Annotated in this window: 23 protein-coding genes; 9 read left to right on the forward strand and 14 right to left on the reverse strand. The window is 62.2% G+C overall.

Going from position 1 to position 25,824, the window contains the following annotated elements; translation table 11 throughout:
• Window positions 1-176 precede the first annotated feature (176 nt).
• The 3 genes from BMW76_RS08685 (at window position 177) to BMW76_RS08695 (ending at window position 3,415) form a co-directional block, all read left to right on the forward strand.
• Window positions 177-887: a plasmid mobilization protein gene (locus tag BMW76_RS08685; protein ID WP_090864739.1), complete on the forward strand. Its 711-nt coding sequence runs from the start codon at window positions 177-179 to the stop codon at window positions 885-887.
• Window positions 888-1,398: 511 nt separating this feature from the next.
• Complete coding sequence (locus BMW76_RS08690; RefSeq protein ID WP_090864953.1) at window positions 1,399-2,079, forward strand: PspA/IM30 family protein; 681 nt, start codon at window positions 1,399-1,401, stop codon at window positions 2,077-2,079.
• 109 nt (window positions 2,080-2,188) lie between these two features.
• Window positions 2,189-3,415 carry a tetratricopeptide repeat protein gene (locus tag BMW76_RS08695; RefSeq protein ID WP_090864740.1) on the forward strand — a complete coding sequence of 409 codons (1,227 nt, stop codon included), beginning with the start codon at window positions 2,189-2,191 and terminating at the stop codon, window positions 3,413-3,415.
• 88 nt (window positions 3,416-3,503) lie between these two features.
• Here BMW76_RS08695 and BMW76_RS08700 read toward each other — a convergent pair whose 3' ends face one another.
• A complete protein-coding gene (locus tag BMW76_RS08700) occupies window positions 3,504-4,139 on the reverse strand; it encodes a TetR family transcriptional regulator (protein WP_090864741.1) in 636 nt (211 codons plus the stop codon).
• A gap of 196 nt (window positions 4,140-4,335) precedes the next feature.
• Between BMW76_RS08700 and BMW76_RS08705 the strand changes: the two genes are divergently transcribed.
• Together BMW76_RS08705 and BMW76_RS42425 are read left to right on the forward strand one after the other, a co-directional pair.
• The gene (locus BMW76_RS08705; protein WP_090864742.1) at window positions 4,336-5,817 is read left to right on the forward strand and encodes a flavin-containing monooxygenase; all 1,482 of its coding nucleotides are present in this window, start codon (window positions 4,336-4,338) and stop codon (window positions 5,815-5,817) included.
• Window positions 5,818-6,024: 207 nt separating this feature from the next.
• Window positions 6,025-6,156, forward strand: a complete 132-nt coding sequence (locus BMW76_RS42425; RefSeq protein WP_281248499.1) for a hypothetical protein — start codon at window positions 6,025-6,027, stop codon at window positions 6,154-6,156.
• 163 nt (window positions 6,157-6,319) lie between these two features.
• On the opposite strand, the gene BMW76_RS08710 is transcribed toward BMW76_RS42425, so the two are convergent.
• The gene (locus BMW76_RS08710; protein ID WP_090864743.1) at window positions 6,320-7,048 is read right to left on the reverse strand and encodes a class I SAM-dependent methyltransferase; all 729 of its coding nucleotides are present in this window, start codon (window positions 7,046-7,048) and stop codon (window positions 6,320-6,322) included.
• A gap of 537 nt (window positions 7,049-7,585) precedes the next feature.
• On the opposite strand from BMW76_RS08710, the gene BMW76_RS08715 reads away from it, so the two are divergent.
• Window positions 7,586-8,998 (forward strand): methyl-accepting chemotaxis protein, encoded by a 1,413-nt coding sequence (locus BMW76_RS08715; RefSeq protein WP_090864954.1) that lies wholly within the window; start codon window positions 7,586-7,588, stop codon window positions 8,996-8,998.
• Window positions 8,999-9,164: 166 nt separating this feature from the next.
• On the opposite strand, the gene BMW76_RS08720 is transcribed toward BMW76_RS08715, so the two are convergent.
• The 4 genes from BMW76_RS08720 to BMW76_RS08735 all read right to left on the reverse strand — a co-directional run bounded on the left by BMW76_RS08720 (window position 9,165) and on the right by BMW76_RS08735 (window position 13,273).
• A complete protein-coding gene (locus tag BMW76_RS08720) occupies window positions 9,165-9,983 on the reverse strand; it encodes an ABC transporter permease subunit (protein WP_090864744.1) in 819 nt (272 codons plus the stop codon).
• On the reverse strand, window positions 9,980-10,909 hold the full coding sequence (locus BMW76_RS08725) for an ABC transporter permease subunit (RefSeq protein WP_090864745.1): 930 nt from the start codon (window positions 10,907-10,909) through the stop codon (window positions 9,980-9,982). The genes BMW76_RS08720 and BMW76_RS08725 overlap by 4 nt, the downstream gene beginning before the upstream one ends.
• Window positions 10,906-12,069 carry an ABC transporter ATP-binding protein gene (locus BMW76_RS08730; protein ID WP_090864955.1) on the reverse strand — a complete coding sequence of 388 codons (1,164 nt, stop codon included), beginning with the start codon at window positions 12,067-12,069 and terminating at the stop codon, window positions 10,906-10,908. The genes BMW76_RS08725 and BMW76_RS08730 overlap by 4 nt, the downstream gene beginning before the upstream one ends.
• A 103-nt stretch (window positions 12,070-12,172) precedes the next feature.
• Entirely contained in the window at window positions 12,173-13,273 is a 1,101-nt protein-coding gene (locus BMW76_RS08735; protein WP_090864746.1) for a polyamine ABC transporter substrate-binding protein, read from the reverse strand.
• A 576-nt stretch (window positions 13,274-13,849) separates the two neighbouring features.
• On the opposite strand from BMW76_RS08735, the gene BMW76_RS08740 reads away from it, so the two are divergent.
• On the forward strand, window positions 13,850-15,151 hold the full coding sequence (locus tag BMW76_RS08740; RefSeq protein WP_090864747.1) for an Nramp family divalent metal transporter: 1,302 nt from the start codon (window positions 13,850-13,852) through the stop codon (window positions 15,149-15,151).
• 178 nt (window positions 15,152-15,329) lie between these two features.
• The gene (locus tag BMW76_RS08745; RefSeq protein WP_090864748.1) at window positions 15,330-15,533 is read left to right on the forward strand and encodes a DUF1289 domain-containing protein; all 204 of its coding nucleotides are present in this window, start codon (window positions 15,330-15,332) and stop codon (window positions 15,531-15,533) included.
• 121 nt (window positions 15,534-15,654) lie between these two features.
• Here the strand turns inward: BMW76_RS08745 and BMW76_RS08750 are convergent, their stop codons facing one another.
• The 5 genes from BMW76_RS08750 to BMW76_RS08770 all read right to left on the reverse strand — a co-directional run bounded on the left by BMW76_RS08750 (window position 15,655) and on the right by BMW76_RS08770 (window position 21,993).
• Window positions 15,655-16,299, reverse strand: a complete 645-nt coding sequence (locus BMW76_RS08750) for an OmpW/AlkL family protein (RefSeq protein ID WP_090864749.1) — start codon at window positions 16,297-16,299, stop codon at window positions 15,655-15,657.
• 91 nt (window positions 16,300-16,390) lie between these two features.
• Complete coding sequence (locus BMW76_RS08755) at window positions 16,391-17,581, reverse strand: NAD(P)H-dependent flavin oxidoreductase (RefSeq protein ID WP_090864750.1); 1,191 nt, start codon at window positions 17,579-17,581, stop codon at window positions 16,391-16,393.
• A gap of 196 nt (window positions 17,582-17,777) precedes the next feature.
• Window positions 17,778-19,214, reverse strand: a complete 1,437-nt coding sequence (locus tag BMW76_RS08760) for an aldehyde dehydrogenase family protein (RefSeq protein WP_090864751.1) — start codon at window positions 19,212-19,214, stop codon at window positions 17,778-17,780.
• A 173-nt stretch (window positions 19,215-19,387) separates the two neighbouring features.
• On the reverse strand, window positions 19,388-20,980 hold the full coding sequence (locus tag BMW76_RS08765; protein ID WP_090864752.1) for an ABC-F family ATPase: 1,593 nt from the start codon (window positions 20,978-20,980) through the stop codon (window positions 19,388-19,390).
• Between the two features lie 95 nt (window positions 20,981-21,075).
• Window positions 21,076-21,993, reverse strand: coding sequence for an NAD(P)-dependent oxidoreductase (locus tag BMW76_RS08770; RefSeq protein WP_090864753.1), 918 nt, complete (start codon window positions 21,991-21,993; stop codon window positions 21,076-21,078).
• 162 nt (window positions 21,994-22,155) lie between these two features.
• On the opposite strand from BMW76_RS08770, the gene BMW76_RS08775 reads away from it, so the two are divergent.
• Window positions 22,156-22,365, forward strand: coding sequence for a dodecin (locus tag BMW76_RS08775; RefSeq protein ID WP_090864754.1), 210 nt, complete (start codon window positions 22,156-22,158; stop codon window positions 22,363-22,365).
• 226 nt (window positions 22,366-22,591) lie between these two features.
• Here BMW76_RS08775 and BMW76_RS08780 read toward each other — a convergent pair whose 3' ends face one another.
• From BMW76_RS08780 to BMW76_RS08790, 3 genes are all read right to left on the reverse strand, one after another.
• Window positions 22,592-23,686: a BMP family ABC transporter substrate-binding protein gene (locus BMW76_RS08780; protein WP_090864755.1), complete on the reverse strand. Its 1,095-nt coding sequence runs from the start codon at window positions 23,684-23,686 to the stop codon at window positions 22,592-22,594.
• A 72-nt stretch (window positions 23,687-23,758) separates the two neighbouring features.
• Window positions 23,759-24,688 carry an ABC transporter permease gene (locus BMW76_RS08785; protein WP_090864756.1) on the reverse strand — a complete coding sequence of 310 codons (930 nt, stop codon included), beginning with the start codon at window positions 24,686-24,688 and terminating at the stop codon, window positions 23,759-23,761.
• 22 nt (window positions 24,689-24,710) lie between these two features.
• The gene (locus BMW76_RS08790) at window positions 24,711-25,811 is read right to left on the reverse strand and encodes an ABC transporter permease (protein ID WP_090864956.1); all 1,101 of its coding nucleotides are present in this window, start codon (window positions 25,809-25,811) and stop codon (window positions 24,711-24,713) included.
• Window positions 25,812-25,824: the final 13 nt, after the last annotated feature.

The following is a 25,824-nucleotide window of genomic DNA, read 5'->3' on the forward strand; positions in this document are numbered from 1 at the left end:
GTGCAACCCGGGCAACCCGTTGATGTGGCAGCCATTTTGCAGGCCGCCCGATTTGCAGCGGCGCGTCACCGCGCGCCACGATTTAGTCTTATGATGATTCGACGCGCGCCAAGCAGCCTTGCACCCTGCCCGGATTCCTCCGCAGTTCGACACCAACAAAGAACGCGAGCCGATCTATGAACAAGCCCAGCGAACGCATTGTCGTCTTCGTGACGCCCGCCCAGAAACGCGCCATCTCCGCGACGGCGGACAACCTCGGCATCAGCGTCAGCGAGCTCATGCGTCGCGCGGTCCTGAGCTTCGGCGCGACCAGCGAGCAGGTGAAGGCGGCGAGCATCGTCGACCGGCTGCGCGCGCCACGCGAACCGGACGCGCTGAACGAAGCGCTGCAACGCGTCGCGCGCTCGAGCAACCGCCTGCGGCAGACGGCGCCGGCGGCGCTCAAAGCTCGCGCCGGGGCGTCTGCTGCATCGTCTGCCGTGTCACGTGCAGAGTCCCTCACCGACCCTTCGACCACGCCCGAGCCGGCGGCATCGACAGCAAACGGTGCCGCGCTCGCCGCATCCGGTAAGCCGCACGAAACGCTCGCGCCGATCGACCTCGCGCGCCCCGCCGATTCCGCTGCCGTGCTCGCGCCCGCCGGCACGCTCGAAGGCGTGGATGACGATACGGCCGCGCAGGTTGCCGCGCGCGTGGCGGCCGCGAAAGCGGCCGCCATCGCCCACGATACGGACGAGGTCACGGCTACGGGCAGCGACACGCGTACGCCATCCCGGACTGCCACACTGCTGTCGTCGAAACGTAGCGCCGCCAGCAAGCGCCAACGTGAGCACGAAGAGGACGAACCGAACATCGACCCCACCGAAGGCAACGGTAGCTTCGCGTGAACCCGGCGTGTCGAGCATGTCGATGCTTGCCCATGCGGTGTGTGAGCAAGGCCACGCATCGTCGGCTATCCGAAAGAATTCTTTCGTCTGTATTTCGATCGATCCGCGCATTCGTTCGTTCTGCGATTGCGTCGATTGCGCTCGACACACGAGCCGCACGACACAGCGAGCGGACCCGCCGAAACGCGCACGAAATCGTGCTTTAAGACGGTTTTAAGGGTACGCGTGGTGTAATATCCGCGAGCTGTTGAATACCCGTTCGCGTCGATCTTCGGACCGGTTCGAAGTGTCGGACATGGCGCTACGGCAACGTTAAATTCTCATCGCGCTATTGCAATCCGTGCATGCGCCCCGATGTCATCGCGAGCATGCACATGAACGCGATCCGCGATGGCATGCACATGATCCGCAGTCTCGCGCAGGGCGGCGTAAACTACGTGCTGTCGACGTGATTACGCCCCCATGCAGCGCGCCGGGTATTCAGCGTCGATTTCATCCAATGGAGGTATTCATGTCGCTTTTTGACAGCATCACGCGAACGGTCAAAGGTCTCTTGAACGACGCAGCCGATTCCGTGCAGGACCCGTCGCGTGATGCGCGCCAGATCGTGCGCGAACTCGACGATAGCATCGCAAAAGCAGAGAACTCGCTGATCGAGATCCAGGCGCAGGTCGCCACGCAGCAGAGCAAGCGCGACGTGGCCGCCGACAAGGCGAAGAAGTACGAGGACGGCGCAAGGCGCGCGCTGCAAGCCGGCGACGAAGCGCTCGCGCGCGAGGCGCTCGGCGCACAGGCGACGGCCGAAGCGGAGCGCGACGCGCTCGCGAAGGAACTCTCGACGCTCGAGCCCTCGGTCGAGCAGTTGAAGAAGCAGATCGACGACATGCGCGAGCGCCGTAACGATCTGAACGCGCGCTCGAACATCCTGCAGGCGAAGCAGCAGATCGCGCAGGCCAAGGACACGGCGGCGACGGCGCTGGGCGGCATCGGCGGCAAGAATCTTGCTGAAGACTTCCAGAAGCTGGAAGACAAGGTGTCGCTGTCGAACGCACGCTCGGACGCGCGCCTGAATTCCGCCGACGAGAAAAGCGGCAAGGCGCTCGACGACAAGCTCGCGGATCTGAATCGCGGTCCGTCTGTCGAAGACCGCCTCGCAGCGCTGAAAAAGCAGCTGGACACGCCTGCGCAGTAACGGCATTGCAGGCGATGTGCGGCGCGCCGGCCAGTAAGCGCATCGGCCGGCGCGCGGCACGGCAACTCGATAGTCATGGAGACGGGCGTCAATCCGCCCGGCCCGCATCATGAAAAAATTCCTCGCAGCAGCCTGTGTTTCGCTGATGCTCGTGTCGGGCGCCGCATTCGCGTTGCCGACGGCGACGCAGATCGAAACGTCGATTCAACAAGGCAACTGGCAGCAAGCCGATTCGCAGTTGAACGAAGTGCTGAAGGCGCATCCGAACAACGCCCGCGCGCACTATCTGTACGCGCAGGTGCTCGATCGCGAAGGCCGCTCGGCGGACGCGCTCGCGCAGCTTCAGCAGGCGAAGACGCTCGATCCGCAGGTTCGTTTCACCGATCCCGCCCGCTTCGCGCAGACGGAAGCGCGCCTGCGCGCCGACGCCGCGCGCGTCAGCGGCGGCACGGCGGGCAGCCTCGCGGCCAACGGCGCGCATCGCACTGCCAATCCGTTCGCGCAGCAGCAGGCCGCGCCCGTTTCGCCGTCCGCGCTCGAGCAGGCGCCGCAACGCCACGGCCCGTCGATGGGCATGTGGATAGGCATCGCCGTGCTGCTCGGCGCGGTCGCACTGATCCTGCGCTGGACGCTGCGCCGCGCGCGCTCGCAGGAAGATACGCGCGCCAACGACGATCGCCGCGTGCAACTCAAGCGCGCCACCGATCTGCTCAACGATGTGCGTTCGCTGAAGCTGGATGTGAAGCTGTCGACGGCGCCCGGACATGAAGCGCTCGAACGCGAAGTCGAAGGCATGGAGACGCAACTGCGTCAACTGGTCGAAGCGCTGTCGAACAGCAAGAACCCCGTGCCGCCGTATCAGGTGGAAGATCTCGAACGGCAGGTGGCGAGCCTGAAGGCGCGCGCCGAGGGCCGGCCCGATCCGAACGCGGCGCCTGCCGCATCGTCGGGCGCGGGCGAATCCCCGTATGCGCGCGAAGCGAACGAGGCGTTCGGCCGCGGACAGCAACAGGGCTATCCACCGGGTTATCCGCCGCAAGCGCCCTACCCGTATCCGCAGCAACAGCAGCCGCCCGTCATCGTGCAGCAAGGCGGCGGTTTCGGCGGCGGCATGGGTGGTCTGCTGACGGGCGTGCTGCTCGGCGAAGCGCTGAGCTCCGGGCGCGACCGCGTGATCGAGCGCGATGTGATCGTCGACGACGAAGCACGCAAGCGCGCCGGCAACGACGCCGGCTCCGTCGACTTTGGTCAGGGCTCCAACGACTGGAGCGATGGCGGTGGCGACGGCGGCGTCGACATGGGCAGCGACGATTCGGGCGGCTGGAACGACACCTGATGCGGGCTTGCGTCGCTATCGGCGCAAACCGTTCGACGTATGTGCGGCTAGCACAAAGGGCTCCTTCCGGAGCCCTTTTTCATTGCAATCACATCGAACCCTGCGCGTCGTGCTGCGCAAGCGTGACGGCGCCCACGAAGAGCCTCACGATGAAACGCTCCGCGTAGTCGATCAGCGCCTCACGCTGCGCGGCGTTGCCGATGTACTCATGCGAAAGATGGAAAAGCTGCAGCACGATCTGCGTGCAGATTTCCTCGACGGTTTCGCGCGACAGCGCGGGCATCAGGTTCAATTGCACGACGTCCTCGGTCATCTCCGCCGATACCTCGCGCAGGTTCACGCGCACCACCTCGCGCAACGCTGCCGACGTGCCGTGATATTCGGCCAGCGCGCTCAGAAACGCCTCGCGGTTTTCGAGGGCAAACGTGAAAAACGCCGCGCATGCGCGACGCGGCACGCTATGCGGCTCATCGTGCGCAGCCAGCCAGCGCTCGCGCCGCAACATCGGACGCAAACGTCGGCTGATCCATCCAACGGCTTCGCGCGCGAGATCGTCGAGCGTATCGAAGTGCCGATAAAACGTGTTGGGATTGAGGCCGGCTTCGCGCGCGAGTTCGCGCAAGCCGAGCGTCGCGAAACTGCGGCCGCCCGCCGTCAGGCGCAACGCCGCCTCGATCAGCTTGCGCTTGCCCGGCGCGAGTTCCGGTTCCATTGTCAATTGCATGAGCGTCTTGTTCGAATGCGTTGAGGCCGACGGCGTCGTGATCTCGGAGTCAGCACTTTACAACGATCTTGACTGACTGTGTACAGTTGTCTACTCTGCGCTTTAGCCGTCGCAGACTGACGTAGACAATTCTTCTTTCCTCTCACTCGCCGTCGGAGCTTTGCTGACTCCGCGGATTCTTTGGAGCACTGCACATATGCCGTCACCCCGTCGCGCCGATTTACGTATCGCGATTGTCGGAAGCGGCTTTGCGGGCATCGGCATGGCGATCCGTCTGAAGCGCCTGGGCTATACGTCGTTCGCGATCTACGAGGCGGCGAGCGATCTGGGCGGCACCTGGCGCGACAACACGTATCCAGGCGCCGCATGTGATGTGCCGTCCCATCTGTATTCGTTCTCGTTCGAAGCAAACCCGTCATGGTCGCGCGCATTCAGTCATCAGCACGAGATACTCGCGTACCTGAAGCATTGTGCAGTCAAGTACGAGATCGATAGTGCAATACGCTTCAATGCACGTGTGACAGCAGCGCGCTTCGACGAAACGCAACTCGTGTGGCGGCTCAATATCGAATGCAACGGAGTACAAGAGGCGGTCGAAGCCGATGTCGTGATCGCGGCGAGCGGCCCGTTGTCGCGTCCTGCGATGCCGGGAATCGACGGACTCGATACATTCGGCGGCAAGATATTTCATTCGGCGCGCTGGGATCATGACTATGCACTCGAAGGCAAACGCGTCGCCGTAATCGGCACCGGCGCAAGTGCAATCCAGTTCGTGCCGCAAATCCAGCCACGCGTCGAGAAACTGCTTCTGTTCCAGCGCACCGCGCCGTGGGTCCTGCCGAAGTCCGACAAGCCCGTCAGCGAACGCGCGCGCTGGTTCTTCAGACATCTGCCCTTTACGCAACGCTGCGTGCGCAACGCGATCTACTGGCAGATGGAGTCGCGTGGCATCGCGTTCTTCGTCAATCCGAAGCTGATGGAACCCACGATGAAATTCGCGCGCGCTTATCTCGAGCGGCGCGTGAAAGATCCCGCATTACGTGTCAAGCTCACGCCTGACTATCGGCTGGGATGCAAGCGCGTGCTGCTGTCGAGCGACTACTATCCGGCGCTTGGCAAGCCGAACGTCGAAATAGTGACCGCGCCGATCCGCGCAATCGTGCACGACGGTATCGTGATGTCAGACGGTACGCATCATGCCGTCGACGCGATCATTTGCGGCACGGGATTCCAGGTGAACGACGCGGGCGCGCCATTCGACGTGACAGGCGTCGGCGGCGCCGATCTCGACGCATTGTGGCTGAGCGACGGACCCGAAGCGTACCTCGGCACGAGCATCGCTGACTTTCCGAATTTCTTCATGATGGCAGGGCCGAACACGGCCCTCGGCCACAACTCGATGATCTACATGATCGAGTCGCAGATGCAATACATTGCTGATTGCCTGCGCGAATTGCAGCGACGTGGCGCACGCACGATGAATTTGCGCCCAGACGTGCAACGCACGTTCAATGCACGTCTACAACGCAATATGCAGCGATCGGTATGGACGAGCGGCTGCCACAGCTACTACCAGACGAAGAGCGGCAAAGTCACGGCGATCTGGCCGGGTTTCACGTTCAACTTCCGCCGGCTCACGCGACGCGTGCGTGCCGCCGAGTACATCTTTTCGCGTTAGCAGTGTGCATCGAAAGCGGTTAAATCGACGCAGCACAACATCCAGGCAGACAAAAATGAGAAATGCCGCTGCGACGTAGTGTGTGCATGCGCCTCTGCCGCTCCGCTCGTTCGCCGCGCGGCTCGGCATCATAATGCATGCCGCGCGATGACCTGAAACGCCGTTACACCCAAAGCGGTTCGCGCTTCGTGCAGATTGGCCGCGGACGTGCACTATATCGACGAAGGCACGGACACAGGCACTAGCCCGATCGTGATGATGCACGGATTCCCGTCGTTGCTGGAGTGGGATGCAGTTGCAGACGAAGTCGCGCGCGATCTGGATTCCGCCAGCGCATGAAGCAGAATTCACGCACCGCACACCCGGTTCACACGCGATCACGCACAACGGACTCGGGACACATTCCGCTGGAAGAAGCACCGCAACGCGTTTGGCGCGATCTGCGAACGTTCTACGTGAGGTCCAGGACTCGCGGCATTCCGTTGCAGACCTAGCGTTCTCTCTATGCAGATCCGGCGTAGACGCGCGTCTCATAGACGAATTCGACCATGCCGTCCCGCGCGGTACGGTCGAACAGATCACGCAACGCCGCGAGCATCGGGTCATGATTGGGATGCCCTGCCTTCGGTGCATAGGACGACGACAGCAAACGCCCTTTCAATCCTTCAAAGTCGAGCCGCTGTGCATTCGGAAAACCCACCTTGTGACTCAAGCCGTTGCCGAACCACTCGGCCATCGATTCGTCGTCGGCATAGCGCTCAGCGACGGACTGATAGTCTTCGCTGAAACGGCGCAGCAGCGCTTCATAACCCGCCAGAAACGCAGTGCCTTCAAGCAGCCTGCTGTTCCACAGCAAGGCGACCAGTCCGCGTGGTTTCAGATCGAACCAGTGGAATGCCTGTGCGGCGATGACGAGATCGACGCTCGCCGTTGCCAATGTCGTCGCTTCTGCTGTGCCAGCGACGCTCGCGTAGCCGGCGTAGTGCGTCAGCCATGCATCGGCGGCCGCACGCATTGCCTGATTCGGCTCAACGGCGACGACGGGATACCCTGCATCGAGAAAGAGCCGAGTCGAAATGCCCGTACCCGCGCCGATATCGGCAACCCGAGCGCCTTCCGGAACTCCGCATGTGTCGTGCAGGAACGTCACGATGTCGCGCGGATAGCCGGGCCGGTATTTGACGTAGTCGGTCACGCGATCAGTGAAGCGCTGAGTGGAATCATGTGTCATGTAATTGGAGCGCTGGTGAACAGCGTTACGTGAGGTCGCGACAAGCATGCAATCCGGTTCCCGTGGCTCACCTTCTATTGCGTGACAATGCACTGCATTGCGCTTCAGCTGCCGCGCTTCAGCCGCCGCCTAGCAGGCGCAGCAGATTCCACAGGAACTTGCAAAGCAGCACGATCAACTCCCACAGATACACCAGTTGGTCCCAGCCCGACACGCGCGCGACGGATTCAATCATCGGTCATTGGTTGGTTGATTCGACAGACGCGAACTACGACTCGCGCATGCACTCGATCCTACCCGAATCGACTGCGGGATAGTCCCTATCAAGCGTCCGCGTAAGGCGCCGTAGAAAAAATGAAAGCGCGTTAGACGCGCAATTCATATACCGCAGTTCATCCGTTGTGTCGTTCTTCATCCATCAGCGACAGATGCACTGCATGCAGCACACGTACGCGACACATGCACGAAGGTGCGCATTCAATGGACATTGGGACGACGATGCGAACACAATCGCCGCGCCGTCCGGGAGCTTTCGCGATGATGGGTTTCTTCGCTCGGCGCACGCGCCGCAAAGGTGGCGCTTCATCCGTCGTCGGCGACATTGCCGCGCAGGCGGGCAAGCTCGGCATCGAAATCTGCGATGTGTCCGGCCATATCGAAGAAGTTGCGGCGCGCGTAAATCGACAGGCCGACGTATGCCAGACGCTTCGCCAGTCGGCAGCCGCAACGCTCGCCGGCAATCACCGGATCGCCGCCGCGGCGCGCGAAATGCACACCGTCACCGCCCAGGCTGCTGACGAAGTCGGTCGATCGCAGCAAACGCTCGAAGCATCGCTGTCCGATATTCATGGGCTCGTCGAGGGCGTGACCGTGATCGAGAGCCAGATCAGCGCGCTGCGCGCGGCCCTTTCGCACGTGAGCCGCGTGTCGGAGGAAATCTCGCTGATCGCCCGGCAGACCCATCTGCTCGCGCTGAATGCAGCCATCGAAGCGGCACGTGCAGGGGAATTCGGCAAGAGCTTTGCGGTCGTCGCAGCCGAGGTGAAGACGTTGTCGGCAAAGACGGCACAGGCCACCGGCCAGATCGAGACGACGCTTGCGGAACTCACGGGGCAGACCGAGAGGCTGATCGCCGAGGGCGCCGAAAACACCGCACGAGCGCAACGCGTACGCGAAGGCACGCGGATGATCGGCGACGTCGTGCACTCGACGGGTCACGCGATCATGCAATTGAATGCAGAGGCGAACCAGATTGCACTGCTCTCCGGTGAAATCGAAGAGCAATGCAATGCATTCGAATCGCAGGTGCTGGAAATTGCAACGGACGTCGAGCATTCAGGCGAGAACTTCGTGCAGGCGAAGGATCAGCTCGGCCATCTGCTGGGCGTATCGGAAAGCCTGATCGAACTGACGGCGGCCACGGGCGCCGAGACGGCAGATACCCCGTTCATCGACGCCGTCGAGCACGCCGCCGGGAAAGTCGGCAAGCTGTTCGAGGCCGCCGTGGCTCGCGGCGAACTCTCGATCAACGATCTGTTCGACGACCGCTACGTGCCCGTGCCGGGCACGAACCCTCCGCAATTCACGACGCGCTTCACCGGGTTCACCGATCGCGTGCTGCCTTTGATCCAGGAGCCGATGCTCGGCCTCGATGCACGCGTGGCCTTCTGCGCGGCCGTCGACGTACGCGGCTACCTGCCGACCCACAATCTCAAGTTCTCGCAGCCGCAGCGCGACGACCCCGTGTGGAATGCAGCAAACTGCAGGAATCGCCGGTTGTTCAACGACCGCACCGGCCTCGCTGCTGGAACGAACACGAAACGCTTCCTGTTGCAGACTTACCGGCGCGACATGGGTGGCGGCGAATACGCGCTGATGAAGGACGCGTCAGCGCCCATCTTCGTGAACGGCAGGCATTGGGGCGGACTCAGAATCGGATATCGGATCTGACAACGGGTTGTTGTCCGCATAACGGTCGACGATCGATCAGCAAGAGCAAGCGGCAAAAAAGAACGGCCGGTGCTCATCGGAAGCACCGGCCGTTCCCTCTTGTGCGTTTACGCATCGCAGCGCCGGATCGAAAACCTGCTCGCCCCCGGCGCCTGGGCTCCTAACCCTAAACCGCCATCGCCAGCCGTCGCTTCTCGGCGCGCTGCATGAAGTGGTTCGCGACCACTACGCCGACGGTGACGACTGCAATGAACAGCGTCGCCAGTGCATTCATCTCCGGATTCAGGCCGAGTCGCACACGCGAGAACACCACCAGCGGCAGCGTCGTCGACCCCGGGCCCGACAGGAACGCGGACAGCACCACATCGTCGATCGAGAGCGTGAACGACAGCAGCCACCCTGCGACCAGCGCCTGCGAAATCAGCGGCAACGTGATGAAGAAAAATACACGCAAGGGCGTCGCGCCCAGATCGAGAGCAGCTTCTTCCAACGACGGATGCAGGTCACGCACGCGTGACTGGACGATAATCGCGACATAGGAAATACACAGCATCACGTGGCCGATCCAGATCGTGAAGATGCCGCGTCCCGCCGGCCAGCCCAGCCACTTCCCCATTTCGATGAAGAGCAGCAGCAGCGAAATACCTTGGATCACCTCGGGGATCACGAGCGGCGCGTTGATCATCCCCGTGTACAGCGTGAATCCGCGAAAGCGCCCCATCCGCGCGAGCACGAAGCCTGCCCATGTGCCGATGAACACCGACGCGAACGCCGTCAGCAGCGCGACGCGCAGCGACAGCCACGCGGCGTTGATCAGTTCATCGTCCTGCAGCAGTGCGGCGTACCAGCGCGTCGAGAAGCGCGTCCATACGGTGACGAGCTGCGACTCGTTGAACGAATACACGACGAGGCTGATGATCGGCACATACAGAAACGCAAAGCCGATGGCGAGTGCAATAAATTGCAGTATGCGATTCGGCTTCATCGCTTCTCCTCCAGTTCCTTCGCCTGCGAGTACTGGAAGAGTGCCATCGGCACGAGCAGCAGCAGCACCATTGCGCATGTGACCGCGGATGCCATCGGCCAGTCCGCATTGTCGAAGAACTCATTCCACATCACGCGGCCGATCATCAGCGTGTTCGCGCCGCCGAGCAGTTCAGGAATCACGTACTCGCCCACAGCCGGGATGAACACCAGCAGGCAGCCCGCGATGATGCCGTTCTTCGACAGCGGCAGCGTGATCTGCCAGAACGCCTTCCACGGCCTCGCGCCGAGGTCGTAGGCGGCTTCGAGCAATGTCAGGTCCATCTTCACGAGGTGAGCGTACAGCGGCATCACGAGAAACGGCAGGTACGAATACACCATGCCGATATAGACGGCCGTATTCGTGTGATACAGCTCGATCGGCGTGTGGATCAGCCCGATCGACATCAGGAAGTTGTTCAGCAGGCCATTGTTCTTCAGGATGCCGATCCACGCGTACACGCGAATCAGAAACGACGTCCAGAACGGCAGCATCACCGCCATCATCAGGATGTTGCGCGTGGCGGGATTCGAGCGCGCGATGTAGTACGCCATCGGGTAGCCGAGCAGCAGGCACAGCAGCGTCGAGATCGCCGCGACGACGACCGAGTTCACATAGGTCGCGAAGTACAGGCTGTCGGTCAGCAGAAACGCGTAGTGCGACAGATCGAGTGCAACGTGAACGATGCCTTCTTTGAAGGTCGTCAGTTCTGTGTATGGCGGGATGCCCAGTTGCAGGTCCGCGAAGCTGATCTTCACGACCAGCAGGAACGGCACGAGGAAGAACAGCAGCAACCAGACAAACGGCCCCGCGACGACGGCCGTGCGTCCCGTCAGACCGAAGCGCCGCACCGGCCACGCCAGGAAGGATTGCAGCGCGCTCTTCATGACGTCAGCACCACGCCCGCCGATGCGCTCCAGCGCACATAGACTTCGTCGCCCCACGTCGGCGTTTCGATTTCCGACAACGCGAGGCTCGACACGTTCGCGATCACTGTCTTGCCCGCGTCGAGCTTCACGTGGTACAGCGAGTAGCCGCCCATGTACGCGATGTTCGTCACGACGCCCTTGCCCCAGTTGAACGCGCCTTCGGGCGGCTTGCGCGTGAGCGCGATGCGCTCGGGCCGCACCGAGATCGTCACGGGCATCCCGAGCGGCCCCGTGATGCCGTGGCTCACGTACATGCGCACGGGCAGATCGGGCGTTTCGATATACACGTGATCCGGCTCGTCCTCGACGACATTGCCGTCGAACAGATTCGTCGAGCCGATGAACTCCGCCGAGAAGCGGCTATTCGGATATTCGTAGACTTCGCCCGGCGTGCCGAGCTGAATGATCTCGCCTTCGCTCATCACGGCGAGGCGGCTCGCCATCGTCATCGCTTCTTCCTGATCGTGCGTGACCATGATGCAGGTGACGCCGACCTTATCGAGAATATTGACGAGCTCGATCTGCGTGCGCTGGCGGATCTGCTTGTCGAGCGCGGACATCGGCTCGTCGAGCAGCAGCAGCTTCGGACGCTTGACCAGCGAGCGCGCGAGCGCGACGCGTTGCTGCTGGCCGCCCGACAGCTGATGCGGCTTGCGCTTCGCGAACCGGCCCATCTGCACGAGATCGAGCGCGGATTGCACGCGCTCCTTCAGCTCGGCTTTCGGCACGCCTTCCTGCTTGAGACCGAACGCGACATTCGCTTCGACCGTCATGTGGGGAAAGAGCGCATACGACTGGAACATCATGTTGACGGGCCGCCGGTACGGCGGCATCTGCGCGAGGTCTTCGCCATCGATCAGAATCCTGCCCGACGTGATCGTCTCGAGGCCCGCGAGCATGCGCAAGAGCGTCGACTTCCCGCAACCGGAACTGCCGAGCAGCGCGAACAGCTCGCCCTTCTTCACCGACAGGTTCACACCCTTGACGGCAACCGTCTCGCCGAATTTCTTCACGACGTCGACGATCTGCACGAAGTTATCCGCTGCCTCCTGCCCAGCGGCGGAATTGCCCGAGGACGACACGCCGGCTCCTGCCAGTGCATTCGACTGGTCACTCATGATCTGCTGCTTCTCTCCCTGCATTTGACGAACAAAGCCCCCGGCTGGATGCCGAGGGCTTCATGATGATGCATTCCTGCACAGCCGTCAGTTTCGGACTGGCTTAGCGGCCGGACTTGAACTCGGTCCACAGCCGCGTCTGCAGACGCTGGATTTCAGGCGGCAGCGGCTTCAGCAGGAACAGCGTCTTGACGACGTCCGCCGGCGGATACACGGCGGGATCGTTCGCGACATCCTTGTCCACGTACTTGCGCGCTTCGAGATTCGCGCTTGGATAGTAGACGGCGTTCGTGATGGCCGCGTGGACCTGCGGCGTCTCGATGTAGTTGATCCACTCGAGCGCGGCTTCCTTGTTCTTCGCGTCCTTCGGAATCGCCATCACGTCGAACCACACGGGCGCGCCGCCCTTCGGAATGTAGTAGTCGATCTTGTATGGCTTCTTCGCTTCGAGCGCGCGATGCTTCGCGATCACGACGTCGCCCGACCAGCCGTACGCGAAGCAGACGTCGCCGCCGACCATGTCGTTGATGTAGCCCGACGAGTTGAACTGCGTGATGTACGGACGGATCTTCTTCAGCATCGCGAGCGCGGCGCGATAGTCCTCCGGCTTCGTGCTCATCGGGTCCTTGCCGATGTAGTGCAGCGCAGCCGCGAACATCTGGTCGGGCGCGTCGAGCACCGACACGCCGCACGCCTTGAGCTTCGAGATGTTTTCCGGCTTGAAGAGGATGTCCCAGTTATCGAGCGCGACGCCCTTGCCGAGAATCTGCTGCACCTTCGTCACGTTGTAGCCCAGGCCCGTCGTGCCGTACGCCCAGGGCACCGCGTACTTGTTGCCGGGATCGGCGCCCGCGACGAGCGCCATCAGCGACGGGTCGAGATACTTGAGGTTCGGGAGCTTCGACTTGTCGAGCGGCGCGAAGATGCCCGCTGCGATCTGCTTGCCCGCATAGTTGCTGGTCGGCACGACGATGTCATAGCCGGAGTTGCCCGTCAGCAGCTTGGCCTGCAGCGTGTCGTCGCTGTCGTAGTTGTCGTACTTGACCTGGACGCCCGTCTGTTTGGTGAAGTTCGGAATCGTGTCCTTGGCGATGTAGTCCGACCAGTTGTACACATTCAGTTGCGTATCTTTTGCCGCCGCCGACATGAAAGGCGTAGCGCACAACACCAGCGCAGCCAGTTGGCCCACCACCAGTTTTTTCATTCCGTTCTCCGTTCTGACCGGCGCGAAAACCGGTCGCTTACCCCGCCTCAAGCCGCTCCATGCCACGGGCGGCTACCCTTGAAAAACCCGAAAGCTACCATCAAACGATGCCCGATTCAAAAAAAACCGCCGGATGTCGCGCAAAGGGTACAGCGCGCGGCCTTAGCTCAGGTTTCCTGTGCGCTCATGCGTATCGATCCGGGCATCACCCGATTGCTGCCGATCGCTTGCCGATGACCTGCCAGTGGCTGTCGATCGCCGCTGCGCCCCGCTTCCTTCGCGTGAAGCGCGCCGCGACGCCCGTCATGCGGCTGCAAAATTGGCCGCAATTTTATCGGGTTATCGTGTCCTGTCCACCCGAAAAAAACCTCCTTCCCGATGCGGCAGAAACATCGCACATCGCGTCCCCGCCAACGGCGCCCGCATCCTGCTGCACCCGGCTCGATACGCGTCTCTCAACATCACTATAGACTGTCAAATCAGCCCAGATAGTGGCAGGCGCGCGGCGTACCGCGAATCATTGCAGGCATGCTTGCTGCACCGAAAGCCTTACGCCCGTCAGCCCGTCACACTGCGATGAACACGAACCCGTTCGCATTCGATCCGTCTCGCCGCCGACGCCGTGTCGACCGGGGACGGCCGCGCCCTGAAAACTGGCTCGGGTTCGTCGGCGCGGGCGCGCTCGTCGCGGTCGGCTACATGGACCCCGGCAACTGGGCGACGGCGCTTGCGGGCGGTGCAGGCTACGGCTACCGGCTGCTCAGCGTCGTGGTCATGTCGAGCCTGATGGCCATGCTGCTGCAGTGGGTCTCGTCGCGGCTCGGCGTTGTGACGGGGCGCGACCTCGCGCAGCTCTGCCGCGCGCGCACCAGCCGGCGCACGACATTCTTTCTGTGGATCACGAGCGAAATCGCGATCATCGCGTGCGACGTCGCCGAAGTGGTCGGCAGCGCCGTCGCGTTGCAATTGCTGCTGGGCGTGTCGCTGACGGTCGGCGTGCTGATGTCGGCCGTCGGCACTTTCGCGATGCTCGCGCTGCAGCGGCATGGCCGGCGCACGCTGGAGACGGCCGTCGTCGCGCTGATCGTGTTCGTCGGAATGTGCTTCGTGGTCGAACTGGCGCTCGCGAGGCCCGACTGGCGCGCAGCGCTGGCGGGCGCGGTGCCCAGCCCAGGGCTCTTGCGCGACGCGGGCATGGTGTGGCTCGCGGCGGGCATCCTCGGCGCGACCGTGATGCCGCATAACCTCTATCTGCACTCGGCGCTCGTCAGGACGCATGCGCGCTCGGCCAGCGACGCCGATATCGCCCGCGCGCTGCGTGGCGTCAACTTCGGCACCTTCAGCTCGCTTTCACTGGCTTTCGTGATCAACGCGGCGCTGCTGATCGTGTCGGCAGCCGTGTTCCATGCGAGCGGCCACCACAACGTCACCGATCTCGCCGACGCGCACCGGCTCATTGCGCCGATCGTCGGCTCGCGCTGGGCGGCGGTGCTGTTCGCGGCTGCGCTGCTCGCATGCGGACTCAGCGCAACCGTGACGGGCACGCTCGCCGGCCAGGCGGTGATGGAAGGGTTCCTGCGGATTCGCCTGCCGCGCTGGCAACGCGCGCTGCTGACGCGCTCGCTGGCGATCGGTCCGGCGCTCGTCGCCGTTGCTATGTTCGGGCCGCACGGCTCGGCGCAACTGCTGGTGGCAAGCCAGGTCGTGCTGAGCCTGCAATTGCCGCTTGCAGTAGTGCCGTTGATCCGCTTTGCGTCGGACGCTCGGCTGATGCGTGGCTGGCGCGTGCATGGCGTGCCGCTCGCGCTCGCGTGGGCTTGCGCGGCGGGGATCATCGCACTGAATGGCGCGCTGATCTGGGAAACGGCGACGGGATGAACGGAAGTGCTTGCGCGTGCACCGGCTCGTGGCTTGATGCATCAGTGATGCAGTCGGACCGAACCATGCATAAAAGCACTCAAGCGCAGTCGCATCCAGCACCGAAGCGACACCGAAGCCGATTGCGCTTTTGGTTTACCATAGCGGACCGCCCGCATTTCCGATCCAAGGTAACTCGATGTCTTCGAATCTGCACGACCTCCCTGATAGTCCCTGCATCGGCGTTTGCTCGACGCTATTCGACGAGGTCTGCAAGGGCTGTGGCCGTACGGCGGAGGAAGTGTCGAACTGGGTGTTCCTCACCGATGAGGAAAAGCGCACCGTGTGGGAACGCATCGAACGCGAAGGCACGGCGATGCGATTCAAGTATGACAAGCTGTGATTCGCATGGGCCTCGATGCAGTTTTTTGCACGAGACCCCGGCGAAGGCGAGAAAAACAAAACGCCGGCTCGCGTGTGCGAGCCGGCGTTTTTCATTACATCGACGTCTGCGCGCGTTGCGCTTAGAACTTCATGCCGACACCGACGCCGACGATCAACGGGTCGATATGCAGCGTGCCGAGCGGCGTGCCGTTGAGCGATGCATCCGTCTTCATCCAGACTTTCTTGACATCTAGGTTGGCGAACACCGATTTCGTCACTTGCACGTCGACGCCCATCTGCAGTGCCGGACCGAAACTGCTGCGCTTGATCGAAATGTCCTGACCGCCCGCATGCAGTCCGTTGTTGTAGAAGTACGTATAGTTCACGCCCGCGCCGACGTACGGCCGAACCTGCCCCTGATGATTGAAGTGATATTGCAGCAGCAACGTCGGCGGCAGCACGTTGACGCCGCCCAGCCCGCCGGCGCTCGACGTCAGTTGATGCCGCGACGTCGCGAGAATCAGTTCCACGCCGATGTTGTCGCGGATCATGTAGGTGAAATCGAGTTCAGGCACGGTTGCGTTGTTGACGCCGACGTTGAGCGTCGACAATGCGTCGCTGGTGCGAACCTCCGGCACGATGGCGATGGCGCGCAGACGCACGAGTGTGTCGCCTGCATGAATGCCTGAAGTCGAATCGATGTCTGCTGCGAAGGCGTGTGGAGTCGTCAGCGCTATCCCTGCTGCGCAGAGAGCGGCTGCGATCAATCGAGTGTTTCCGGTCATAAGCTACCCTGATTTTTTTGTGATTGCGTCACCAATGTAGTGACGCGCGAGCGATTGTCGAAGCTCGCCAGGGTGCGCTCATTGACCGCCGTCAACCCAGGGAAAATGCCAAGCGCCCTGCGACAGCCGGTCGCGCAACACCCGTCAGCAACAGTTCCAGAAGATCGCGCACGCTGCGAATTGCATTGCCGAATGGCAGCGCTTCACGTCCACGGAAGAACAGGCCGTTGGCAACATCGCCGCGCAGTGCAGCAGCCAGCCGCGTATCGATGCAGAAGTGGCCGAACTTTTCGATGCCGTCGCGTAAGCCACATGCACTCAGACACTCGAGTGCAGTCGGACACGCACGCTTGAGTGCACCGATCTTCGTGCGAATGCGCGTCTCGTTGCGCAGATAGCGATCGAGCCACGGCGTCTTCACGGCGCGCGCAGGAAGGCCCGTTACGCTGACGAATTCCACGATGTCGTCGGACTTCGCATCGGCCAGCACGCGCTTGAAATTCGGATGGGCGTCGCCCTCCTCGGTGACGGCGAATGGCGTGCCGATCTGCACGCCGTTCGCGCCTGCTCCCAGACAGGTGCGCACAGCGGCATGACTGTTGATGCCGCCTGCAACGATCACCGGCACTTCAGTTCGGCTGATCTGCAACGAAGTGAACAGGTCGTCGATCTCCTGCAGCACCCGCGCGAATTCGAAACGCGCATCGCGCATGTCGTCGAGGTTCGTCACGCCGAGATGGCCGCCCGCGTGAGCGGGATGTTCGATCACGATCGCATCGGGCAAACGGCCTTTCTTGATCCACTTCTTCAACACGACGCCGACACCGCGGCTGTCGGACAGGATCGGGATCAATGCAATATCGTGCCCCTGCGTCATATCCGGCAGATCGAGCGGCAGACCGGCGCCCATGACGATTGCATCGGCACCCTTTTCGCAGGCGATCCTCACGTAATCCGCGTGCGCGTTGACCGCCTTCATCACGTTGACGGCGATCATTCCGCGCCCTTCGCTCAGCCTGCGCGCGGCTTCGATTTCGCGGGCAAGCGCGGTGCGGTTCGCGTCTTCCAGCGTTGTGCGATCGGGAGTCGCGCGACAACGTTCGAGCAGATCGGGATGATGGTGGCGCAGGTCGATACTCGCGATCGTGCCGAGCGCGCCCTCGCGCGCAACGCTGCCCGCAAGGCGGTGCGCAGATATACCGACGCCCATTCCGCCCTGCACGACGGGCAATAGCGACCGACCGCGAATGACAAGCGGTGCAAACGGATGAGAGGGAAACATGAGAGGCCTCCGTCGTCGATGGGATTCGACGCAAAGCCTCGATGGTCGCAACTGGCAAATGCCGTATGTTGAGTGAAGTCAAACAAAAAGTGCGCGTCCATAGAAGACACGCACTTTGGTTGCGCTTCGTCATCTGCAGTGCATGCGGTAGCGAGATAAATCGCAGTGCATCGCGCTCATGCAGATGAGTGCAGGTCTACGCGGGCTTGTTGACCTTTAACTGCATCGACTTGTACTCGAGATACTCTTCAAGTCCGTACGTGCCGTTCTCGCGACCATGCCCGGACTGCTTGAAGCCGCCGAACGGAGCGGCCATGTTCCATGCGCCGCCGTTGATGTCGACCTGCCCCGTGCGGATGCGCCGCGCGACGCCGATCGCGCGCTCGTCGCTGCCTGCCCACACTGCGCCACCGAGACCGTATAGCGAGTCATTGGCAATGCGCACGGCTTCGTCTTCGTCCTTGTACGTGAGGATTGTCAGCACGGGCCCGAAGATTTCCTCCTGCGCGATGGTCGCTTTTGGATGCACACGGCCGAACACCGTCGGCTTCACGAAGAAGCCTTTGGACACACCATCTGGCATCCCTACGCCACCCGTCACGAGATCCGCGCCTTCCTCGATGCCGCGCGCAATATAGTGCTGCACGCGCGCTTGCTGCGCAGCCGAAGCGAGCGGACCAAGACGCGTCGTCTCCGCACGCGGATCGCCCGCCACGAAGGCTCCGGCCGCCTTCTTCACGAGATCGCGTACTTCGTCATAGCGCGATTCCGGCACGATCATGCGCGTATGCGCGGAACAGGTTTGCCCCGAGTTCAGGAAGCACGCATTCACCGTGCCCTTGATCGCCGCTGCAAAATCCGCATCGTCGAGTATCACCGACGCCGACTTGCCACCCAGTTCCAGCGCGACACGCTTCACCGATGCCGCCGCCAGTTCCGATACGCGCTTGCCCGCGCGCGTGGAACCTGTGAACGACACCATGTCGACGGACGGATGACTGGCGAGCACTTCGCCGACCACCGGTCCATATCCACAGACGAGGTTGAATACGCCGGCGGGTAGTCCTGCATCATGAATCGCTTCGGCCAGCACGAACGCATTGAGCGGAGCAACTTCCGACGGCTTGAGCACGATAGTGCAGCCCGCTGCAAGCGCCGCCGCAACCTTAAGCGTGATCTGGTTCAGCGGATAGTTCCACGGCGTAATCGCGGCCACGACACCGACCGGTTCTCGCACCACGAGCGAGTTGCCGATCTGCTCTTCGAAGTGGAATTCACCTGCTAGCTTCGCGTAGGCATTCCAGTTGTATACGGGACCACCGACCTGAATCGCACGTGCAAGCTTGATCGGCATGCCGACTTCGCCGCAAATGTAGCCGGCTAGTTCATCGGAGCGGGCCTTAAGGTTGTCGGCAATCTTTTGCAGGTACTTGGCGCGCTCTTTGGGTGGCGTCGTTGCCCAGCCGTCGAATGCAGCACGCGCAGCGTTAATCGCCTGTTCGGCATCCGCTTCGATGCCTTCGGGGATGCGACCCATGATCTCCTCGGTGCCCGAATCGATCACGTCGATCGTGCCGGTGCCACATGGCTTGATCCATTTGCCGTCGATATAGAAGTGCTCGAAGGTCTTCATGTCTTCTGTCCTGGTGCACGGATTGTCTCTATTTATTCTACTCGCCGACTTAGGACGTATTCGGACACACACGAGACTAATCGGCTCGAACAACACCATAGCCTGCGGCACCAAACAAAAAACCCGCTTCGTCTGAAGCGGGTTTTCTCAAGAAGCCAGGCAGTAACGCTTGCTTACTGCACGCCCTGGCTCGCCAGGAAGTCTTCGTAATTGCCGCCGAAGTCGTTCAGCGTGCCGTCCGTCTTCACTTCGATGATGCGGTTCGCGAGGCCGCTCACGAATTCACGGTCGTGCGAAACGAAAATCAACGTGCCGTCGTATTTGTCCAGTGCGATCTGCAGCGACTCGATCGATTCCATATCCATGTGGTTGGTCGGCTCGTCCATCAGCAGCACGTTGTGGCGGCCCAGCATCAGCTTGCCCCAGATCATGCGGCCCTTCTCGCCACCCGACAGTACCTTCACCGACTTCTTGATGTCGTCTGCATTAAAGAGCAGACGGCCGAGCGTGCCGCGCACCATCTGCTCGTCGTCACCTTCCTTGCGGTAATGGTCGATCCAGTCCATCAGCGTGACGTCGTCCGGAAATTCTTCGTACGTGTCTTGCGGCATATAGCCGACGTTCGCGTTTTCGGCCCATTTGATCGTGCCGTGGTCGACCGTGAGATTGCCATATAGCGAACGCAGCAGCGTCGTCTTGCCCGCGCCGTTTTCGCCGATGATCGCAATGCGCTCACCCGGCTGCACGCTGAAGTTGAAGTTCTGGAAGATCGTGCGGTCGTACTTCTTCGTGACGTCTTCCGCGACCACTGCAATATTGTGCAGTTTCTTCTCGTACTCGAAGCGGATGAACGGGTTCTGACGTGACGACGGCTTGAATTCCTCGATCTTGATCTTGTCGATCATCTTCAGGCGGCTGGTTGCCTGACGCGCCTTCGACTTGTTGGCCGAGAAGCGGCGCACGAAGTCCTGCAGGTCGGCGACGCGCTCCTTCGCCTTTGCATTCGCGGCCTGCTGGCGCTCGCGTGCCTGCGTGCTCGCGAGCATGTAGTCGTCGTAGTTGCCCGGATAGACCTTCAGCGTGCCGTAGTCCATGTCCGCCATGTGCGTGCAGACCTGGTTCAGGAAGTGACGGTCGTGCGAGATGATGATCATCGTCGAGTCGTACTCGTTCAGCACGTCCTCGAGCCAGCGGATCGAGTTGATGTCCAGGTTGTTAGTCGGCTCGTCCAGCAGCAGCACGTCGGGCTTCGAGAACAGCGCCTGCGCCAGCAGCACGCGTAGTTTCCAGCCCGGCGCGACATTGCTCATCGGACCATTGTGCAGGTCGATCGCGATGCCAATGCCGAGCAGCAGTTCACCCGCGCGCGCTTCCGCCGTGTAGCCGTCGTACTCGGCAAACTTCGCTTCGAGTTCCGCCGCGTGCATGTAGTCGTCGTCGGTCGCTTCCGGATTCGCGTAGATCGCATCGCGCTCGGTCATCGCCGCCCACATTTCCGCGTGGCCCATCATCACAACGTCGAGCACGCGCACGTCTTCGTACGCGAACTGGTCCTGACGCAGTTTGCCGAGACGGACGTTCGGCTCGAGCATCACGTTGCCGGAACTCGCCTCCAGGTCGCCGCCCAGAATTTTCATGAACGTCGACTTGCCGCAACCGTTCGCACCGATCAGGCCGTAGCGGTTGCCTTCGCCGAATTTGACCGAGATATTCTCGAACAGGGGTTTCGGCCCGAATTGCATGGTGATGTTGGCAGTAGACAGCACGGCGCGTCCCTTTGAATGTAGATCGGCGAAAAACCAAATATTTTAGCAGGTTATCGCATCTCGCGCGCCGCGCTCCGGGCCGCCGCGATCCCCCGCTACGCTTTTTTACGCGGCGTGTGCAACACGTCGATGAAACCGGACAGATCGGCATCCGCCAGCCCCATGGCTGAACCCAGGCGCAATAGCTGCTGCACTGTGCCAGAAACCGGCATTGGAGTGCCTGTTTCGTATGCGGCGGCTGCAATCGTATCGACGTCCTTCTGGAACGTGCTCAACGTGCCGATGGGCGGCTGGCCCGCTTGCGTCATGCGCGGCACGAAAGTCTGCAGCAGCACCGAGTCGGCCCAGCCGCCCGCGAGCGCTTGCGTCAGGCGCGCGGCGTCGATGCCGCTGCGTTGCGCGAGGCTGACGGCCTCGGCGATCGCCGCCACCGTCGATGTGACGATCGCCTGATTGCAGAGCTTGGTCGTCTGTCCCGCGCCCACCGCGCCCATATGCGTGACGCGCGATGCATAGGCTCCGATGACGGGCGTGACCGCGTCGACATCGGCGGCGTCTCCGCCCGCCATCACAGCGAGCGTGCCCGCGATTGCGCCTGCAACGCCGCCCGACACGGGCGCGTCGATCCAGCCGATACGCGCTTCGGCGGCTCGCCTTGCGAAGACGCGTGTCGACGACGGCGGAATGCTGCCATGATCGACGATCCAGCGGACAGGACTTGCCCCGTTCGACTCGTTGATGCCCTGCACGACCCCGTTCCTACCAAACACGACTTCCTCGACGGCCGCCGCATCCAGCACGCACAGGAAAATGGCTTCAGCCCGACTGGTCAGTTCCGCAGGCGTCGACGCCACGGTCGCGCCGTCGGCCACCAGCGTGTCCGCCTTGGCGCGCGTGCGGTTCCACACCTGCACTGCATGTCCTGAACTCAGCAGATGCCGAATCATCGGCGCGCCCATCAGTCCCGGTCCGCAAAAACCGATCTCCACTTCTTTCTCCTCTGTTCGATGCATCAAACGCACCGGAGTGCAGCCGTCGTTGCATGGCACATGAACCGTCAATGATACCGGTGGCATCGCAATGCATCATGCCGGGCACGCGACGTGCGGGTCAATTCTGGTTCGTTCACACGACAGGCATTGCCTATACTTTTTTCGACCACCAGGAGGTGAATCATGAGCGACCACGTGTACAAGCAGATCGAGCTAACCGGTTCGTCGACGAAGTCCAGTGACGACGCCATTCGTTGCGCGATAGAAAAGGCCGGCGAAACACTGCGCAATCTGCACTGGTTCGAAGTCGTCGAAACGCGCGGCCAGATCGAAGACAACAAGATTTCGCACTGGCAGGTGACGCTCAAGGTCGGCTTGCGCATCGAGGATTGATGCCGGCGTGCCGGCACGCATGCGGCCGAAAGCGCGGTCGCTCAATTCGCGTAGCTCATGAAAAAAGCTGCATGGGGCCCATAGCCCTATGCAGCTTCTAGAGTCGCACGCGCCGTGCAGACCGGATGCATGTCGATTCACGCGCTGCGTCAAATCCCGCATGCAGCGCGCGATTCACATCGTCACGTCACGTCGGCTCGTCACGTCGGCACTTCAGCTTGTCACGTCACTTCGGCAACGAGCCGTCCACACCCTCGACGTACCAGTTCAGGCGCTGCAGTTCCGGATCGGTCAGCGTCTTGCCGGCCGGCACCTTTACGGCGCCCGTCTGATCCTTGATGGGACCCGTGAAGACGTCCCACTTGCCGCCTGCCAGTTGCGTGCGCTTCGCTTCGACCTCCTTCTGCGCATTGGCCGGGATCGCCGACGTATTCAGGTCTTCGAGATTGACGGCCTTCTGCGGAATGCCCCACCACACGGGGTCGTTCTTCCACTTGCCGTCCAGCACCTGCTGGATGGCAGCCGAGTAATACACGCCCCAGTGCGCGACCACCGAGCCGAGATGCGCATCCGGACCGAACTTCTTCATGTCCGAATCCCAGCCGAATGCATGCACATGCTTTTCGGAAGCCGTCGCGAGCGTCGCGCTGGAGTCGGTGTTCTGCAACAGCACGTCGGCGCCCTGGCCGATCAGCGTTTCAGCCGCCTGCTTTTCCTTGCCCGGATCGAACCAGCTGTTGATCCAGATGACCTTCGTGTGCACCTTCGGATTCACCGAGCGCGCGCCAAGCGTGTATGCATTGATGTTGCGCACCACTTCAGGAATCGGCACCGACGCGACGAAGCCAAGTGTGTTCGTTTTCGTCACGTAGCCTGCGGCGACGCCTGCGAGGTATGCACCTTGGTACATGCGCACGTCATACGTGCCGAAGTTCGCTGCCTTCTTGTAGCCCGTTGCGTGCAGGAAAACGGTGTCCGGGAAGTCCTTCGCCACCTTCAACTCGAAATCCTGGTAGCCGAAGCTCGAACCGAAGATGATCTTGTTGCCCTTGTTCGCCAGATCGCGGAACACGCGTTCCGAATCCGCGGATTCCGGCACGTTTTCGATGCGCGTGATCTTGATCTTGTTGCCGAACTTCGCTTCCGCTTCCTTCGAGCCCTGGTCTTGCGCAAACGTCCAGCCCGCGTCACCCGGATTACCGAGGTACACGAACGCGACGCCGGGCACATCGGCGGCCTGCGCCGTCTGCGTCAGCGCGCCGCCGACAGCCAGCGACGCAGCCGCCAGCGCAACTGCGCTCAGCATGGTTCTTTTCTTCATGTTTTCTCCTGTCGTTGGGTTTTGATTGATGAACCGGGAGCACGAGCCCCGCGTACGGATTCGTTCAGGCGCTCAGCCCGCCGCGAAGAACGGCTTGCCGAGTGACGCAGGCGCATTCAGACGAATCGTGTTCGGATTGCGCGAAATCAGCACGAGTACGACGACGGTCGCAAGATAAGGCAGCATCGCAAGAAACTGCGTCGGCACTGGAACGCCGATCGCCTGTGCATAAAACTGCAGGCCCGTCACTGCACCGAACAATAGTGCGCCGATCAACAGCCGTCCCGGACGCCACGTCGCGAATACGACGAGTGCAAGCGCGATCCAGCCACGACCTGAAGTCAACTGCTCCTGCCACAAGTGCAGATTGACGATCGAGTAGTAGCCGCCGGCGAGCCCCGCCATCGCGCCGCCAAAGAGCGTCGCGCCGTAGCGCACACCGATCACGGGAAAACCGACCGAGTGCGCGACCTGCGGCGACTCGCCGACCGAGCGCAGCACGAGCCCGGCGCGCGTGCGGTACAGGAACCAGCCGACGACGGCGAACATCACGAACGCGAGATAGCCGAGCGGCGTGAGACTGAACAACGCCGGGCCGAGCACGGGAATCTTCGAGAGGCCGGGAATGACCCATGTGCCGATCGACTCGCGCACGGCCGCCGACGTGTACGGCTTGCCGACATACGCGGAAAGGCCGATCCCGAAGATCGTCAGCGAAAGGCCCGTGGCGACCTGGTTCGCGAGCATCGACAGCACGAGGAACGCGAACAGCAGCGACATCGCGATGCCCGCGCCGATCGCGGCGAGCACGCCGAGCCACGGGTTGCCCGTGATCGACGTCACCGCGTAGCCCGTCACGGCGCCCATCAGCATCATCCCTTCGACGCCGAGGTTGAGCACGCCCGACTTCTCGGTCACGAGTTCGCCGATGCCCGCGAACATCAGCGGAATCGCCGCGACGACCGCGCTCGACGTCAGCGAGCTAGCTTGTTGAATATCCATGTTGATCCGGTTTCGAGCGTTGTTACGATGCCGCGATGCCGCGACGGCGCACGCGATAGTTGACGAACAGATCGGCGCCCAGCAGGCAGAACAGCAGCAGCCCCTGGAACACACCGGACAACGCTTGCGGCAGCTGCATCGACGTCTGCACGGCCTCGCCGCCGAGGTACAGCAGCGCCATCAGCAGACTCGCGAGCACGATGCCGACGGGATGCAGCCGCCCGACGAACACGACGATGATCGCGGTGAAGCCATAGCCCGGCGACCACGTCGCCTGCAACTGACCGATGGGGCCCGCGATCTCGCCCATGCCCGCGAGGCCCGCCAGCGCGCCGCTGATGAGCAGCGACGTCCAGATCGTCTTCTTGTCCGAGAAGCCCGCGTAGCGGGCGGCGAGCGGCGCCAGACCGCCGACGTTCATCCGGAAGCCCGCGAAGCTCTTGCGCATGAAGAGCCAGACGAGTGGGATCGCCACGATCGTCACGAAGATCGATGCGTTCAGTCGCGTGCCGCGCATCAATTTCCAGTGCCAGTCGCCGTAGAACGTCGGGTACAGCGCGTCGCCCGTGAACATTTCGGAGAGCGGGAAGTTCATGCCCTGCGGGTCGCGCCACGGGCCACTCACCAGATAGATCAGCAATTGCGTCGCGACATAGGTGAGCATCAGGCTCGTGAGGATTTCGTTCGTATTGAAGCGGCTCTTGAGCAGCGCCGGAATCGCCGCCCACGCCATGCCGCCGAGCATGCCGGCGATCATCATCGTCGGCAGGATCCACCAGCCCGTCGCCTGATCGAAGTAGATCGCGACGCCGCTCGCCGCAATGCCGCCCAGCACCATCTGCCCTTCCGCACCGATGTTCCACACGTTCGCGCGATAGCCGATCGCGAGACCCAGGCCGATCAGGCACAGCGGCGACGCCTTCAGCAACAGCTCGGACCAGCCGTTGACGCTCGAAAGCGGCTCGATGAAAAACGCGACCATCGCCTGCACGGGATCGCGGCCGACAAGGCTGAAGATCAGAAAGCCGATCACGAGCGTCAGAAGCGCGGCGATCAGCGGCACGGCGAGCTGCATCGTTCGCGAGGGCGTCGTGCGCGCTTCGAGTCGATACGGAAGAATCATGGTGTGCATGGTC

The organism is Paraburkholderia diazotrophica (assembly GCF_900108945.1).
GTDB lineage: Bacteria > Pseudomonadota > Gammaproteobacteria > Burkholderiales > Burkholderiaceae > Paraburkholderia > Paraburkholderia diazotrophica.